Genomic DNA, 16,477 nt, shown 5'->3' on the forward strand with positions numbered 1-16,477 from the left:
ACGGAATCATGGAATAGATTAGCAACAACTCAAGAGATAAACATAAGGAGGAGATGGCATGTCTGAACTGGGTCAGCAGTTAAGGGAGGCCCGGCTGCAAAAAGGGATGAGTCTTGACGATGTACAGGAAATGACAAAAATTCGCAAGAGGTATCTGGAGGCCATAGAAGCAGGAGACTATAAAGTGCTGCCGGGTAGCTTCTATGTGCGTGCTTTCATCAAAACCTATGCGGAGACCGTGGGACTGAACCCTGATGAGCTGCTGGAGGGACACAAAAAAGACGTACCCGAAGAAGAGACGGAAGCAACGATGGAACCGGTTATTCAGAAGCGTTCCAGCCGTCCGGTTGAGCGTAGTAATCGGTGGATGTCTGTCGCGTTGATGTGGACATTCCCTGTTTTGATCGTAGTATTGTTGTATGTATACGTGGTGTATAACAATGGTGATGAATCAGATAATCCGGGTCTTGATCAGGTCAAAATTACAGACAGTCAACAACAGCCTGAGGACAAACCGGATCAACCTGCCGACAACGGACAGGCATCTAATCCGCCTGCGACAGACTCAGGTACTGACGGTACTGGTGAGGGAGACGCTGGCGGTAACGGTGGCGGTACAGACACGGAAGGACAGACGGACGGTCAAACTGATGGCCAAACTGATGGCCAAACGGACGGACAGACGGATGAAACTGAGGAAAAACCAACTGACAATTCACCGTCTAATGTGACTGTTGCAGAAGATGGGAAATCAGGGAATATTACGAACTTTAAAGTTAACGGTAGTGCAGGGCAACCTGTAACGGTTACGATCAAAGCAACAGGTCATAGCTGGCTGGAAGTGTATAAAGGCGAAAACTCCAGTGGAGAGAAGTTGGAGTATGGTAACACTGCCGAAGGTGACAGCTATACCTTTGAGTTAGATAGTACAGGCATGTATATTAAGTCCGGTTACGCTGCAGCGACCACGATTGAAGTTGGCGGGCAAGTTGTAACGGATGGCAAGGCGACCAATCGGATCCGTTTGAAGCTTGGTGAAGACAGTAGTAGTACTACTTCCACAGGTGTCGAAAATGGATCAACGGACGGTACAGGAGGTACCACGGGTAGCGAATAACCGGGTCAACTGCAGGAGACAATAATCGTGTCTTAACTTGCAGTTAACTTTTGGTGAAGTGAGGTGGATGGCTGTGACAGTCAGCTGGATCGTAACAGGTTTAGGGATCATTGTCAGCCTCCTGGGTTATTACCTGACTCCAAGTGCTTGGGGTTACGGAATATTGGGTTTTGGACTTGCACATGTACTTTTGGGTGTGCTCGATATGTTCAGACAGCCCAACCGCAGCCGCTATTAGGTTGGAAGCTGGACCAGCGAGCATTTTTGGCAGCCACTTGAAGTGGAAGCCAAAAATGCTTTTTTCTTTGTGTAAAACAGCTTGAAATTAGACTTTTGCTTAAGGTATCCTCTATAATGTTACAGAACATACGATTAACTGAAAGGGTGACTGGTTTGAGCTCAGAAAATTCATTTGATATCGTGTCCAAAATGGACTTGCAAGAACTGACAAATGCCGTTACACAAACCGAGAAAGAAATTGGCGCTCGTTATGACTTCAAGGGCAGCAAGAGCAGCCTGAAACTGGATAAGGATGCGTTAACGATCGTATCTGATGATGAAACCAAACTCAAGGCTGTCATTGACGTGCTTCAATCCAAAATGGCGAAGCGTGGTCTACCATTGAAAAACATTGATTACGCAAAGGTAGAGCCAGCGTCTTCTGGTACAGTCCGCCAGCGTTTGAATTTTAAACAGGGGATTGATCAGGACATCGCCAAGAAAATCAATATCCTGATTCGGGATTCCAAGATGAAGGTGAAGAGTCAGATTCAGGGAGATCAACTTCGGGTAACTGGTAAGAGTAAAAATGATTTGCAAGCTGTCATGCAGTTGCTAAATGGTGCTAACCTGCCTCTGGATTTGCAATATACAAATTTCAAGTAATAAGGCCTTTTTGTAGCAAAAGTGTTTTTTGACACGGTATTGGGCGTATATTATACTAAGTGTGCATTGCTGGCAGTCAAGCATCAAGTCCAGTCCTCATCGTTTGCTGACTTTGTGAAAAGCAGTACATCTTCTGGAAGTCACCGGAACGTTTAAAGCGTTTTGCTTTTGAGCGGTTGACTTTATTTTTTGCGTTTCTACATAGTGGGATCATGTTATTATGGATTGACATTGAAACTGTACATTTCATGTTCCGGATGATGATAACGGGATTATGATGATTGTTTGGAGTAATGGAGGATATGAGGGAGGGCGTCTTGTGAATTTACCCAACCGGATTACGCTTGCACGAATTTGCTTAATCCCTTTTTTGATGGTGTTCCTGCTCGTGGATTTTCCATTTTATCCAGAGCCGTTGCAGCTTGGAAGCTTGTCGCTTCCGTATAATCAACTGATTGCTGCTGTTATTTTTATCATCGCCGCAAGCACAGATGGAATTGACGGATACCTTGCGCGGAAAAATAACATGGTTACCAATCTGGGGAAACTGCTCGATCCACTCGCAGACAAGTTGCTGGTTACTGCAGTTTTGATCTCGCTTGTGGAGATGGGCAAGCTGGATTCCTGGATTGCAGTTGTCATTATTAGTCGTGAATTTGCAGTTACCGGCTTGCGTCAAATTGCATTGCTGGATGGTTCGGTTGTTGCCGCCAGCGCTTGGGGCAAGCTGAAGACTGTAGTGCAGATTGTGGCGATTGTGCTGTTGCTGTTGAACAATTTCCCGTTTTCATACACGGGTATTCACGTTGATATTATCGCGGTATGGGCAGCAGCGCTTATTACCATCTGGTCGGGTATCGATTACTTTATCAAAAACAAAAACCTGCTTCATTTAACAAAAGCATAATGGTTTGTTCTTAAATGGGTAATCATGAAGGAAGCATTGGGTCAGGGGCAATAGGAAATTATCCTATTGCCCTTTGATCACTCACCACGTGTACAGGAGGATGCTCAATGAAGGCAGAAATCATTGCAGTTGGCACAGAGCTACTGCTTGGACAAATCGTCAATACCAATGCCAGATACCTATCCCGTGAATTGGCTGCGATGGGGATCGATGTATATTTCCAAACGGTGGTTGGGGATAACCTGAACCGACTTAGTGAAGCTATTCGTATTGCGCAGAGCCGTGCAGACGTTATTTTATTTTCCGGTGGCATCGGACCTACACAAGATGATCTGACCAAGGATGCGCTCGCAGCTGTTCTTAACCGGAAACTGCATACAGATCGAATGGCAATGGACAAAATTGAGAGCTTTTTCAGAGATCGTAATGTGGATATGACAGAGAATAACCGACGTCAGGCGATCGTTATTGATGGCGGAACACCTCTGGCCAATGAAACGGGCCTTGCGGCAGGAAATGCGATTTCTGACAATGACAAATATTATGTTGTGATGCCTGGACCACCTAAAGAGTTGATTCCAATGTTTGAACAGGAAGTCAAACCTTGGCTGTTCCAGCATGTACTCACAGAAGAGATGCCGATCTATTCCCGAATGCTCAAATTTGCAGGTATTGGTGAATCTGCTCTGGAAGATCGACTTCTGGATCTGATTGACGCGCAGACAGACCCTACGATTGCTCCTTACGCGAGCGAAGGCGAAGTTACGGTACGTGTCTCCACAAAGGCTGCGAGTGAGGGAGAGGCGAAGCTGAAGCTGGATGCGATGGAGGTTCAGATTCGGGAACGTTTGACAGAACATCTCTACGCGAACGAGGATGTGCCTATAGAGTACACGATTGTAACCATGATGTCTGACATGGGGCTGACGCTCAGCGCTGCTGAGAGCTGTACAGGAGGGCTTGTCATGCAGAGTCTGACCTCTGTACCCGGAAGTGCATCAATGCTCAAAGGTGGTATTGTTTGTTACTCCAATGAAATTAAAGAAAAGCTGCTGAATGTGCCTCATGATTATCTGGAGGGTGAAGATGCACCTGGGGCGGTAAGTCCTGAGGTTGCAAAAGTGCTTGCTGAGCAGATCCGCATGATTGGCGATGCTGATTTTGGCTTGGCTGTTACTGGTGTAGCTGGACCGGGATATTCGGAACGCAAGCCACCCGGACTTGTCTTCATCGCTCTTGCAGAACGTGGAAAAGAGACGGAAATTCATGAGCTGCGTATTAATGGTAATCGCGAGACGGTTCGCATTCGTTCAGCCAAAGCAATTCTATATCGCTTATGGCAAAAACTTGTGGCGATGGATTGATTAGTTAATAGCTTCGATTGCATTTACAGTTCCAAGCAAGTATAATTAAGGAAGACGGAAGAACCGTAGAATTAGGCTTTACAGCCTTGTTTACGGTTCTTTTTTCTGTTTAATGGAAAGTTTCCTTGAGGAAGAGGCGCCTCGGCCTTTACAAAAAAAACGAATGTATGTTCGAAAAAAAGCTTGGCAAACGTGTTAAAACAAGGTATCATTATCTTATAAACAGTAAAGGGTGTGAGCTTATTGTCAGACCGTCGTGCCGCGCTTGATATGGCGCTCCGTCAAATAGAGAAGCAATTTGGTAAAGGATCCATCATGAAACTGGGTGAGTCCACTCATATGAATGTGGAAATTATTCCCAGTGGTTCCTTGGCTTTGGATATTGCATTAGGAACAGGCGGCTTGCCTAAAGGCCGTATTGTTGAAATATATGGACCTGAATCCTCTGGTAAAACAACCGTAGCATTGCATGCTATCGCTGAAGTACAAAGAGCGGGTGGACAAGCTGCATTTATCGATGCCGAGCATGCTCTTGACCCACAGTACGCAAGCAAACTTGGTGTTAATATTGATGAATTGCTTCTGTCTCAGCCAGATACGGGTGAGCAAGGGCTGGAAATTGCAGAAGCTCTTGTACGCAGTGGTGCAGTAGATATCGTCGTTATTGACTCTGTAGCCGCATTGGTTCCAAAAGCAGAGATTGAAGGCGAAATGGGCGATTCACACGTTGGTTTGCAAGCGCGTTTGATGTCTCAGGCGCTGCGTAAACTGTCTGGTGCAATCAGCAAATCCAAAACAATCGCAATCTTCATTAACCAGCTTCGTGAGAAAGTCGGCGTTATGTTTGGTAACCCGGAAACAACACCTGGTGGTCGTGCTCTGAAGTTTTATTCCACAGTACGTCTGGATGTGCGTCGTATTGAGAGTATCAAATCAGGCAATGACATGATTGGTAACCGTACTCGTATTAAAGTTGTGAAAAACAAAGTGGCACCTCCGTTTAAACAAGCGGAAGTGGATATCATGTATGGCGAGGGTATTTCGAGAGAAGGCAGTATCATTGACATTGGTACAGAGCTGGACATCGTTAATAAAAGTGGTGCTTGGTACTCCTACGAAGGCGAGCGTTTAGGACAAGGTCGTGAGAACGCAAAGCAGTTCATGAAAGAGCATAAAGATATTGCTGACATCATTGAACAAAAAATTCGTGTAGCCAGTAACTTGGTTACTGCAGTTCCTGCGCCAACGAGTGAAGAGCAACAAAAAGAAGCAGCAGAAGAACAAGAATTGTTTGAAATCAACGAGTAATCTCTCAAAACCTCCCTTGTAGGGAGGACCCTGAGGGTGTTCCCCACTGGACTCCGTAAACTTATCTGATTGAGCTTGGATCAATCTGGATAATGGATTGTAGTGGGAGTACTCGTGCTGTCTAACAGCCCCTGTCCCAATGGACAGGGGCTGTTAGCACGCTAACTGCGGAGTAAAGGCCGGGCAGAGTTCCCGGTCTTTTGTATTATTGGTGTTCTTTGTCTTATGTGAAGATGTGCTTGGCGTAGTCAGAATGAAAATGTTATGAAAGGGGAGACCAGAATGGATCAACATGACGAGGATTTATATGAAGAAGCAGAACAGGACGGCCTATCCCAATTTCCGGACAACGAAGAACTTATTATTACACGTGTAGAACGAACGAAGAGCAGGCAAGCTCGTTATCGAATCACTTTTGGCATCCACTCCATTACGGTTCTTGAAGATGTGATGATTAAATACAGGATGACTCAAGGTAATACGTTTATGAAGAAGGATCTGGAAGATATCATTCTAGCTGATGAGCGACAGCGGACGTATGCACAGTCTCTGCGTTTTTTGGAGCATAAGCCACGTACGCGCCATGAATTAAGTCAGAAACTTCGTCAGAAGGAGTTTGCTGCACCTTTGATTGAAGAGGCGCTGGATCGGCTTGAGCGGGAGAACCTGGTGGATGACGATCTATTTGCGAAGGAATGGACAAGACAGCGTATGGAGGGCAAGCGGAAGGGAAAACTGTGGATAAGGCAAGAGCTGCGTCAAAAGGGCATTGCCAATGATCTCATTGTTGAGGCACTAGAAGGGATCAGTACAGATGCGGAATTTGAGACTGCCTTGAGTGCCGGACGCAAAAAATGGAATCAGGTCAAAGGGGACGTCAAAGAGAAGAAAAATAAAACGCTTCCCTTCCTAATGAGACGTGGTTTTTCAATGGATATGGTGCGCCGGGTCGTGAATTGTTTAATTGAAGAAGATGAGGCTGGGGACCCTGAAGATGACGAAGCGTTGTTATGGGATTAGCAGACTAGAGTCTCTATACTGCATTCTCTTGACAATTTCTTTCGTCAAATACTAAAATGGACATGAGTCTGTAAGAAATGGACAACCCTTTTTCCTTCCAAAAAAGCGGTTTCGGTTTCTTAAGATTTATACCATTCTTAATTATGGGTTCGCTGGAAACAGTGAATAGTACGTGGAAACATGTACATGTGAAATGAAAATCGGCGGGGGATCGCCGTGAGTATTCGTTATTCCCAAACATATGTAAGGTTTGAAAACTGCAAATTGACCCAAGGAATGCCTTGGAGGAACCAACGAGGAGGTGAACAGTATGGAAATTGCAATCACGATCGCTCTCGTTGCAGCCGCGCTATTCATTGGGTTCGGAGTAGGATATTTTATTCGCAAATCTCTTGCAGAGGCTAAAATCTCTAGTGCGGAACAAGCTGCCGTACAAATCGTGGAGAACGCGAAGAAAGAGGCAGAAGCACTGAAGAAAGAAACGGTGCTGGAGGCGAAGGATGAAATCCATCGCATTCGCGCTGAAGCTGAAAAAGACACTCGTGAACGTCGGAATGAAATTCAACGACAAGAAAGACGATTGTTGCAAAAAGAAGAGTCGCTGGATAAAAAATTGGAATCACTCGAACGTAAAGAAGAGCAAGTGGCTAACAAAGAGAAACGAATTGATGAGACTCAGCAACAGATCGAAATGATTTACAAAAACCAGGTGACAGAGTTGGAACGTATATCCAACCTCACCATGGAAGACGCACGCAGTATCATACTGTCCAACGTAGAACAGGAAGTTCGTCATGAGACGGCTCAAATGATCAAGGACATTGAACAACAAGCGAAGGAAGAAGCGGACAAAAAGTCCCGCGAGATTATTACACTCGCCATCCAACGTTGTGCGGCTGACCACGTAGCGGAAACAACGGTATCTGTTGTTACCCTGCCAAATGAAGAAATGAAAGGCCGGATTATCGGTCGTGAAGGACGTAACATCCGTGCGCTTGAAACCCTTACAGGGATTGACCTCATTATCGATGATACGCCAGAAGCTGTTATTCTGTCGGGCTTTGACCCGATTCGCCGTGAAATCGCCCGTACTGCCCTGGAGAAACTGGTGGCTGATGGACGTATTCACCCGGCACGGATTGAAGAGATGGTTGAGAAATCCCGCAAAGAAGTGGATGAGCGCATCCGTGAATACGGTGAGCAAGCTACCTTTGAAGTGGGCGTGCATGGTCTGCATCCGGATCTGATCAAAATTTTGGGCCGGTTGAAGTTCCGTACAAGTTACGGTCAGAACGTCTTGAAACATTCAATGGAAGTCGCTTATCTGGCTGGACTGATGGCTGGCGAACTGGGAGAAGACGTAACTCTGGCAAGACGTGCAGGTCTATTGCATGACATCGGTAAAGCGCTGGATCACGAAGTGGAAGGATCACACGTCGAAATTGGCGTGGAACTGGCGAAGAAATACAAAGAACATCCGGTTGTAATCAACAGTATCGCGTCCCATCACGGAGATTGCGAAGCGACTTCGGTCATTGCCATGTTGGTTGGCGCAGCAGATGCGCTCTCCGCAGCAAGACCAGGCGCACGCCGCGAAACGCTGGAAACGTATATCAAACGACTGGAGAAGCTGGAAGAAATCTCAGAGTCCTTCGAAGGTGTCGAGAAATCGTATGCCATTCAGGCCGGACGCGAAGTTCGCGTTATGGTACAGCCTGAGAAGATCGATGATGCTGAAGCCTTCCGCTTAGCCCGTGACATCACGAAGATGATTGAGAATGAACTCGACTATCCGGGTCACATCAAAGTCACCGTCATCCGGGAAACCCGTGCGGTTGAATACGCAAAATAGAGCATTACGGAAAAGTGGCCGCAGTAGTGGGCCACTTTTCCTGTTGATAGCCTGTTAAAAGGCAACTACACATTATGGAGCATGAGATAGAGTCCTGCAAAGGTTCAACATTTGAAGTAAGAGGACTTTGCAGGAATTGAGGAGGCAGTAATCAATGAAAGTTTTGTTTATTGGTGACATTGTAGGTAACGTGGGACGTAAGGCATTAAAGGAAAATTTACCGTACCTGAAATCAAAGTATAAGCCACATGTGGTGATTGTGAATGGTGAAAATGCGGCAGCAGGTCGTGGCATTACCGGTGCAATCGCAAATGAGTTTTTCAACTGGGGTGTACATGGTATTACACTTGGTAATCATACTTGGGACAATAAGGATATTTTTGATTTTATAGATGATGAGCCCCGCATGATTCGTCCAGCGAACTTTCCACCAGGCACACCAGGACGAGGGTACACGGTTGTCAAAGGCGAAGGGAAAGAGCTAGCGATTGTCAATCTTCAAGGAAGAACGTTCCTGCCTGCTCTGGATTGTCCATTCCGTGTAGCTGATGAAATTGTAGATGAGCTGCGCCAAGACCATAAATGTATTTTGGTCGATATGCATGCTGAAGCGACGTCAGAAAAGATTGCCATGGGATGGCATCTGGATGGACGTGCGTCTCTTGTTGTAGGTACACATACGCATGTACAGAGTAATGATGATCGGATTTTGCCTGGAGGAACAGCTTACTTGACGGATGCGGGCATGGTAGGACCTCGTGACGGCATATTGGGTATGGAGCGTGAGGCCGTGCTACGTAAGTTCTACACCCAGCTACCTGTACGTTTCGTTGTAGATGATGGCAAATGGCACTTCCACGGTGTTTTTGTTGAAATTGATGAAGCCACAGGTGCGGCAACACGCATCGAAAAAATTCGTCTGACGGAGGACGAGTGGCGCATGGAATAGGGGTATTGTCCCAATTTGCAGGGAAACCCGTCTAAAAAGAAGGAATTTTTTTGCCTCCCGCGAATAACATCTAGTAAGTGGAAACAAACTTTCAACATTCCCAGGGAGGTACTTACCATGGATGTATTAAAAGTTTCAGCAAAGTCCAATCCTAATTCTGTAGCCGGCGCTCTTGCAGGGGTTCTTCGTGAACGTGGAAATGCTGAACTGCAGGCAATTGGAGCGGGAGCACTGAACCAAGCCATTAAAGCGGTAGCGATAGCCCGGGGATTTGTAGCACCAAGCGGAGTTGACCTGATTTGTATTCCAGCTTTTACAGACATTGTGATCGACGGCGAGGACCGAACGGCCATTAAGCTGATTGTGGAGCCCAGATAATACATGCAGTATGCATTGAACCTGTTTACGATGTAGACAGGTTTTTTTGCGTTTTTTTGCAATCACATATTGAGGAGGGTTTAAGATGTCCATATCTGATTGGCGTGTAGCTGATTTTCACTGTGATGCACTGAGCAAAATTTTGATGCAGCCTGCTCTTTCATTCCAAGATGCTCCACAACTGGATGTGAACTTGCAACGTTTGAAAGAGGGGAATGTAGGGTTGCAGGCGTTCGCGATCTATTTACCCGAAGTACTTGGCAGAGGCAAGTTTGAACATGTGATGGGGCAGTTGGAGATTTATCGTAGACGTGTGGAGAGAAGTCAGGAGCGGCCTGGCGGCACACAGACGTTGTTATGGCGTGAACAGGTGGCTCAGGTGGGGCAAACAGAGGGTCTGTGGGGATTAATCACACTGGAGGGTGTGGATGGCCTGGAGGGCAACCTGTTCTATCTGGAGTTATGTTATCAGATGGGCGTTCGAATTATTGGACTAACGTGGAATTATGCCAATTGGGCGGCTGACGGAGTCATGGAGAAACGTGGAGCAGGTCTGACCGAGAAGGGGAAGGAACTGGTGCGCCAGTGTAATGAAATCGGAATGCTGCTCGACGTGTCACATCTGACAGAGAAAGGTTTCTGGGAACTGGCTGACTTGAGTAAACGTCCTTTTATCGCCTCCCACTCCAACAGCTACAGCGTATGTCCCCATGTGCGTAATCTGAAAGATGATCAGATTCAGGCTATCATTGCCCGGGAAGGGCGGATTGGACTGACGTTTGTACCCTGGTTTGTCAAGCAGGAGGGTGAGGTACGTATAGAAGATCTGCTGCCTCATATTGAGGAGATCTGTTCTCTCGGCGGGCAGCATCATCTGATGATGGGGTCTGATTTTGATGGAATTTCAACGTATATTCAGAGACTTGAACATTCAGGACATTATCCGAGACTGACGGAAATCCTGCTCAAGCATTATGATGAACATTTAGTGCGCGGCTGGTTGTGGGGGAATGCAATGAGTTATCTGGGGGAACACTTGCCAGAGAGCAATCCGAAGATGCAGATGAAGGGGAATTCCATGAAATAGTGAACTGGTGTGTGCTTTGAATGTGTTGAATTGAAACTTGTTTTCCAAATAAAGGAGGGGAATGATGGTGAAATAAGTGTATTTCATGAATTTTCACCAGTTCGTTTTCATTTCACTCCAAAAAGGGGTATAATACCATTGGATTGTTAAGAGCCTGAGTACAGGCCATAGATAAACAAGGAGTGAATTTACAATGAGTAAAACAGTACCTGTGGGCGTATCTGCCCGTCACATTCATGTATCCCAAGAGCACGTTGAAATTTTGTTTGGCAAAGGTTATGAACTGACTGAATTTAAACCTCTGTCCCAGCCTGGCCAATACGCTGCTAACGAAACTGTAGCGGTAATTGGTTCGAAAGGACAGTTTGATAAAGTGCGTATCCTTGGACCTGTTCGCCCTGAAACGCAACTGGAGATCTCCATGACAGATTCATTTGCGATTGGTGTTAAAGCACCTGTACGTGAATCTGGAAGCATTGAAGGTACACCAGGAATCACAATTAAAGGTCCTGCTGGCGAAGTTACGATTGATAAAGGTGTTATCGTTGCTGCTCGTCACATTCACTTCCATACTTCTGATGCTGCTAAATGGGGTATCGAGGACAAACAAATGTTGAAAGTTCGTCTGGGTGGAGATCGTGGTCTGGTACTGGAAAATGTACTGGCTCGTGTATCCGATTCTTTTGCACTGGACATGCATATTGATACAGATGAAGCTAACGCTGCTGGCGCTCGTAATGGCGACACTGCTGAAATCATCGATTAATAACATGTAATAGCTTCAGCCCCCAATTATGACGGTCTGAATAACATATAAACCTGAGCACAGCCAACAGGGGCCGGTTAATTCCAGCCCTGACGGCAAGGCTCAGGTTTTTGTGTTTTCTGAGTGCTCTTCTGAGCATGGCATGTTTCGGATTAGACGAAGGGAGATGCGCTTTGGATGTGGAACTACAGCCCAATTCATGCTATAATTTGCTGTAATGCTCTTTTAATGTTCCAAGCAAGATATTCATGTGGAACAGGGATGAATGAACGATTTTTTATTAATAGAGGCTGTAAGGAGTGACCGAAGGAAATGGCTAAAGACTCAAAAAAGGATTACTCCCAATATTTTGATTTTTCCGATGCCAAAGTAATTTCGCAAGATGAATTCAGCAAAAAGATAAGAATCCGGGGCCGTGAGATTAACATCAAATCGGAACCCAATCATCGTCAGGAGAAACAGCGGGGCAAGGAAGACGTCCAGGTGCTTTACGAAAATGCCGTTCCCGATGAACTGAAAAACATAGGGAAAGGTAAACACTATATTGTATATACGTATGGATGTCAGATGAACGAGCATGACTCGGAGACCATCAAAGGACTCCTTGAGTCTATGGGATATCAGGCTACAGAGAATCGCAAAGAAGCTGATATTATTCTGCTCAATACGTGTGCCATACGGGAAAATGCGGAAGATAAAGTATTTGGTGAGCTCGGTCACCTCAAAACGCTAAAACTCGAACGTCCGGGATTGTTACTTGGCGTATGCGGTTGTATGTCCCAAGAAGAAGGCGTCGTCAACCGAATCATGCAGAAGCATGGCTTTGTGGATATGATCTTTGGTACACATAACGTGCATCGACTGCCACATCTAATCCAGGAAGCGTTGTTCAGCAAAGAAATGGTTGTTGAGGTATGGTCCAAGGAAGGCGACATTATTGAGAACCTGCCGAAGAAACGTGAGGGTATGCGCGGCTGGGTGAATATTATGTATGGCTGCGACAAGTTCTGTACATATTGCATCGTTCCGTTTACGCGGGGCAAAGAACGCAGCCGTCGTCCTGAAGATGTCATTGCCGAAGTTAGGGATTTGGCACGACAAGGCTTTAAGGAGATCACGCTGCTTGGTCAAAATGTGAATGCGTACGGCAAGGACTTCACCGACCTGAACTACAGTTTTGGTGACTTGATGGATGCCATTCGCCAAATTGATATTCCGCGGGTACGTTTTACAACCAGTCACCCACGTGACTTTGATGACCACTTGATTGAAGTGCTGGCCAAGGGCGGAAATCTGGTGGAGCACATTCATCTTCCGGTGCAATCTGGCAGTTCAGAAGTACTCAAACGTATGAGCCGCAAGTATAACCGGGAACACTATCTGAAGCTGGCTGACAAAATTAAAAAGGCCATCCCGGATGTTGTGTTAACAACGGATATTATTGTTGGTTTTCCGGGGGAAACGGAAGAACAGTTTGAAGATACACTTTCCCTTGTCCGTGAAGTAGGGTATGATTTTGCCTATACCTTTATTTATTCCCCGCGTGAAGGTACACCGGCTGCAGTGATGGAAGACAACGTACCGATGGAAGTGAAGAAGGAACGTTTGAAGCGCTTGAACGAAACGATCAACGAATACAGCCACCGAAGCAATGAAGAGCAACGCGGCAAAATCGTTGAAGTGCTCGTTGAAGGCGAGAGCAAACGGAATTCCGAAGTTCTAGCAGGACGTACACGCAGCAACAAGCTGGTGCATTTTGAAGGACCTAAAGATTTGATCGGTACTTTCGTACAAGTGGAAATCACCGATCCGATGACTTTTTATATTAGGGGCAACCTGCTCTCCGAGCCGGTAGCTGCCAATCAGTAATACACACACACAAATAAGATGAATGATTTTTTGCACTTAGCGGGGTTACGCCGAGCGTAGCGAAGGTGACGGAATCGATTCTGTAGAAGCGAAGCGTTCGCCTTTGTCTCCGAATTTTAACCTTGAACAATCTTAATCGAAAAAATTCGGAGACAACAGCGATCAAAAGAACGATCCGACACCGCAGCGGTCACTCAGCAGTCGACTGAGCTTAATGCAACATTGAGTTTTCATCTTATATCATCTCATAGAATGGAGCGATTTCAGTGGCGCAGGAAGAAGTGCAGTACAACCATTATGGAATGCCAACCTACGATACGCGCAATCTGGTCATACGCGACGACATTATGGGAAAAGCCAAAGAATTGGCTGATATGCTCGGAACGAGTGAGGAAGTTAGACAGTTTCAACAGGCTGAAACCAAAATTCGGGATCATGAGCGCATCCAGCAGTTGATTGCAACGATCAAGAAAAAACAAAAAGAGATTGTTGCTTTTGAAAGCTTCAAAAATGTGGAGATGGTCAGCAAAATTGAACAGGAAATTGAAGATCTGCAAAGCGAACTGGACAGTATTCCATTGGTTACGGAATTCCAGCAGAGCCAGAGCGACATCAACTACTTGCTTCAACTAGTGATCTCTGTAATCCGGGATACGGTTTCTGAAAAAGTAAACGTGGAGGCTGGAACGGATTCACCTCCGACCAGTTGCGGTTAAATGACGGAAGGGTGCGGACGCTGTCCGCGCCTTTTTTGACATTACATAACCGTTAATGTGGAGTGGCTATCGCCAAGTACTCGGAATATAATTCCAAGCAAAGCTCCACGCTGTGGGGTTATTTTGTGTGGCGCGGCTGATTTTTAATGATAAAGGCACATGACATCAAGAGAGCTTGATACGTACAGTGAATAAAGGAGAAATGAATAATGAGTATTTTGGACAAAATGGTGGAAGACGGAGACGGACGATTCTGGGGATTTCTCGGCTGTCGTTATATTAAAGGAGACGGAAAAGAAGTACAGATTGCGTTGACAGCAGGCGAACATCATACCAACTCCATGGGGATTATTCATGGGGGTGTATTGACTTCACTGATGGACCAGGCGATGGGTATGGTTGCAACAGCAGCAATGGAAGTAGACGGTTGTGTGACAACAAATCTGAACGTACATTTTCTTGCACCAATGAAACAAGGGGAATTAACGGTGACAGCTACGGTACTGCATCAAGCAGGACGCAGTGTTACGACTCAATCGGAGGTTCGTGATGCATCGGGCACGTTGGGATGTATGGCTACGGCGACATTCCGCATAGCACGCCCGAGAACGTAACGCATGAATCCTGCGGTTGACAAAAGATATTATTATGTCATAATGAAATTATCAAAATGAAAATAGTCGGTGGTGCCCATGAGCGAAAACTACGAACACTTCAATGCAGAGAGCGACGAACAAGCAGCACGTGCTTATAGTTCCCAAAAATATCGTACCCCCGATGGTGTTCCTGCGGATATCGTTATGTTCACCTTAACCAAGCGGGAGCGCAAGACGGTGACGAAGACACTTCCCATTCGGGAACTGAAAGTGATGCTGATCAAGCGCAAAGGCTGGCCTTTTGCAGGCAGATGGGCATTACCCGGTGGATTTTGTCAGGAGAATGAATCCATCTACGGTGCAGCTAAGCGTGAGTTGATGGAAGAGACAGGTGTAGACGGTGGACATCTGGAATACTTGAATGTATACAGTCAGCCGGGTCGTGACCCGAGGGGCTGGATTATCTCACACGCATTTTTCGCGCTTGTAGAAGAATGGATGCTGGATCAACGCCAAGCGGCAGATGATGCTGAGGATGTTGGGTTGTTCACGATTCAGGAGGCGCTGCAAGAACTGGAACTGGCCTTTGATCACAGAACAATCATTGAAGATGCTTATCGACGTATTCAACAGCAGATGCTGGAAACGACGATTGCTCGTCAGTTCCTGCCACGTGATTTTACATTAAGTGAATTATATCAGGTTATTCAAAGTGTTGTACCGGATTTTGAAGAACCAAACTTCATTCGCAAGATTACGTCAACCCGCAGCCGTAAAGGCATTGTGGAAGAAGTAAGAGATGAAGAGGGGAACCTGGTGAGTTCCAACCAGTACTCGCAGCGTCCGGCGCAGTTATATCGTTTTACAGAACTCGTACCACGCCTGTCCATCTACACGTAATAAGGTGTAGATGTGTCAATCTGATTGAATCAGGATCAACCATTTCTGGGCTAAGGGAGTGTTGACGATGAAAGCACTGATTGTCATTGATTTTACGAAGGATTTTGTGACAGGTTCTTTGCCTGTAGGTCAGCCAGCAGTAGAGATCGAAGAGACGATTGCAGCTGTAACCGAGGCCTATTGTAAGAACAAACATGAGGTAATCATGGCTGTGGATCTGCACGAAGAGAATGATCCGTATCACCCGGAGACTGTACTTTTCCCACCTCATAACATCAGAAATACGGAGGGAAGACAGTTATATGGTCGTCTTGCCCAAGTGATGGAAGAACGGAAAACAGATATACAGTGGATGGATAAGACGAGATATAGTGCATTCTGTGGGACCGATCTGGAACTCAGACTGCGTGCACGTGGTATTACGGATATTGCACTGATTGGGGTATGCACGGATATTTGCATATTGCATACCGCAGTGGACGCTTACAATAAAGGTTTTCATATTACGGTATACGAAGATGCCGTTGCCAGCTTCAATCCGGCAGGGCATGAGTGGGCACTTGGACATTTTCGTTCCAGCCTTGGTGCTTCGGTGGTTAAGGCGAGCGAGACAGTCTTGGCTTAATTTACTCCATAGTCATGTTTGGTTGACTCCATGTTAGGAACCGGATGAATGTGGTGAATGGTGTATAGAGTTTTTTACGGGAGACTTGTTTGTTTAATACGGATGAACAGAATCATGAAGAATGAGTCTCCATATGTT

The 16,477-nt window shown here is 46.0% G+C and carries 17 protein-coding genes; all 17 read left to right on the plus strand.

From position 1 onward, the window contains the following. Positions 1-58 precede the first annotated feature (58 nt). The 17 genes from MKY01_RS11770 (at position 59) to MKY01_RS11850 (ending at position 16,339) form a co-directional block, all read left to right on the plus strand. The gene (locus tag MKY01_RS11770) at positions 59-1,117 is read left to right on the plus strand and encodes a RodZ domain-containing protein (RefSeq protein WP_339286445.1); all 1,059 of its coding nucleotides are present in this window, start codon (positions 59-61) and stop codon (positions 1,115-1,117) included. Positions 1,118-1,190: 73 nt separating this feature from the next. Then, on the plus strand, positions 1,191-1,355 hold the full coding sequence (locus MKY01_RS11775; RefSeq protein WP_167350848.1) for a hypothetical protein: 165 nt from the start codon (positions 1,191-1,193) through the stop codon (positions 1,353-1,355). 155 nt (positions 1,356-1,510) lie between these two features. After that, positions 1,511-2,002, plus strand: coding sequence for a YajQ family cyclic di-GMP-binding protein (locus tag MKY01_RS11780; RefSeq protein ID WP_047842512.1), 492 nt, complete (start codon positions 1,511-1,513; stop codon positions 2,000-2,002). A gap of 319 nt (positions 2,003-2,321) precedes the next feature. Further along, positions 2,322-2,909: a CDP-diacylglycerol--glycerol-3-phosphate 3-phosphatidyltransferase gene (pgsA, locus tag MKY01_RS11785; protein WP_017689114.1), complete on the plus strand. Its 588-nt coding sequence runs from the start codon at positions 2,322-2,324 to the stop codon at positions 2,907-2,909. 107 nt (positions 2,910-3,016) lie between these two features. Next, a complete protein-coding gene (locus MKY01_RS11790; RefSeq protein ID WP_036670416.1) occupies positions 3,017-4,273 on the plus strand; it encodes a competence/damage-inducible protein A in 1,257 nt (418 codons plus the stop codon). A gap of 243 nt (positions 4,274-4,516) precedes the next feature. Continuing rightward, positions 4,517-5,581, plus strand: coding sequence for a recombinase RecA (recA, locus tag MKY01_RS11795; protein WP_036609261.1), 1,065 nt, complete (start codon positions 4,517-4,519; stop codon positions 5,579-5,581). 282 nt (positions 5,582-5,863) lie between these two features. Beyond that, a complete protein-coding gene (locus tag MKY01_RS11800; RefSeq protein WP_074094594.1) occupies positions 5,864-6,601 on the plus strand; it encodes a regulatory protein RecX in 738 nt (245 codons plus the stop codon). 310 nt (positions 6,602-6,911) lie between these two features. Then, positions 6,912-8,453 carry a ribonuclease Y gene (gene rny / locus MKY01_RS11805; protein WP_036670418.1) on the plus strand — a complete coding sequence of 514 codons (1,542 nt, stop codon included), beginning with the start codon at positions 6,912-6,914 and terminating at the stop codon, positions 8,451-8,453. A gap of 154 nt (positions 8,454-8,607) precedes the next feature. Beyond that, positions 8,608-9,402 (plus strand): TIGR00282 family metallophosphoesterase, encoded by a 795-nt coding sequence (locus MKY01_RS11810; RefSeq protein ID WP_036609256.1) that lies wholly within the window; start codon positions 8,608-8,610, stop codon positions 9,400-9,402. A 117-nt stretch (positions 9,403-9,519) separates the two neighbouring features. After that, positions 9,520-9,780 carry a stage V sporulation protein S gene (locus MKY01_RS11815; RefSeq protein WP_007430104.1) on the plus strand — a complete coding sequence of 87 codons (261 nt, stop codon included), beginning with the start codon at positions 9,520-9,522 and terminating at the stop codon, positions 9,778-9,780. Between the two features lie 85 nt (positions 9,781-9,865). Further along, positions 9,866-10,867, plus strand: a complete 1,002-nt coding sequence (locus MKY01_RS11820; protein WP_339286446.1) for a dipeptidase — start codon at positions 9,866-9,868, stop codon at positions 10,865-10,867. 193 nt (positions 10,868-11,060) lie between these two features. Beyond that, complete coding sequence (locus tag MKY01_RS11825; protein ID WP_017689107.1) at positions 11,061-11,633, plus strand: phosphate propanoyltransferase; 573 nt, start codon at positions 11,061-11,063, stop codon at positions 11,631-11,633. Positions 11,634-11,945: 312 nt separating this feature from the next. Further along, positions 11,946-13,502 carry a tRNA (N6-isopentenyl adenosine(37)-C2)-methylthiotransferase MiaB gene (gene miaB, locus MKY01_RS11830; protein ID WP_036609253.1) on the plus strand — a complete coding sequence of 519 codons (1,557 nt, stop codon included), beginning with the start codon at positions 11,946-11,948 and terminating at the stop codon, positions 13,500-13,502. A gap of 266 nt (positions 13,503-13,768) precedes the next feature. Beyond that, positions 13,769-14,218, plus strand: a complete 450-nt coding sequence (locus MKY01_RS11835; protein ID WP_036609251.1) for a YlbF family regulator — start codon at positions 13,769-13,771, stop codon at positions 14,216-14,218. A gap of 209 nt (positions 14,219-14,427) precedes the next feature. Next, complete coding sequence (locus MKY01_RS11840) at positions 14,428-14,832, plus strand: PaaI family thioesterase (protein WP_036609249.1); 405 nt, start codon at positions 14,428-14,430, stop codon at positions 14,830-14,832. 78 nt (positions 14,833-14,910) lie between these two features. Next, positions 14,911-15,714 (plus strand): NUDIX domain-containing protein, encoded by an 804-nt coding sequence (locus MKY01_RS11845; RefSeq protein WP_036609248.1) that lies wholly within the window; start codon positions 14,911-14,913, stop codon positions 15,712-15,714. 67 nt (positions 15,715-15,781) lie between these two features. Beyond that, entirely contained in the window at positions 15,782-16,339 is a 558-nt protein-coding gene (locus tag MKY01_RS11850; protein WP_036609245.1) for an isochorismatase family cysteine hydrolase, read from the plus strand. Positions 16,340-16,477: the final 138 nt, after the last annotated feature.

Source organism: Paenibacillus sp. FSL R5-0486 (assembly GCF_037975155.1).
GTDB classification, from domain to species: Bacteria; Bacillota; Bacilli; order Paenibacillales; family Paenibacillaceae; genus Paenibacillus; species Paenibacillus amylolyticus.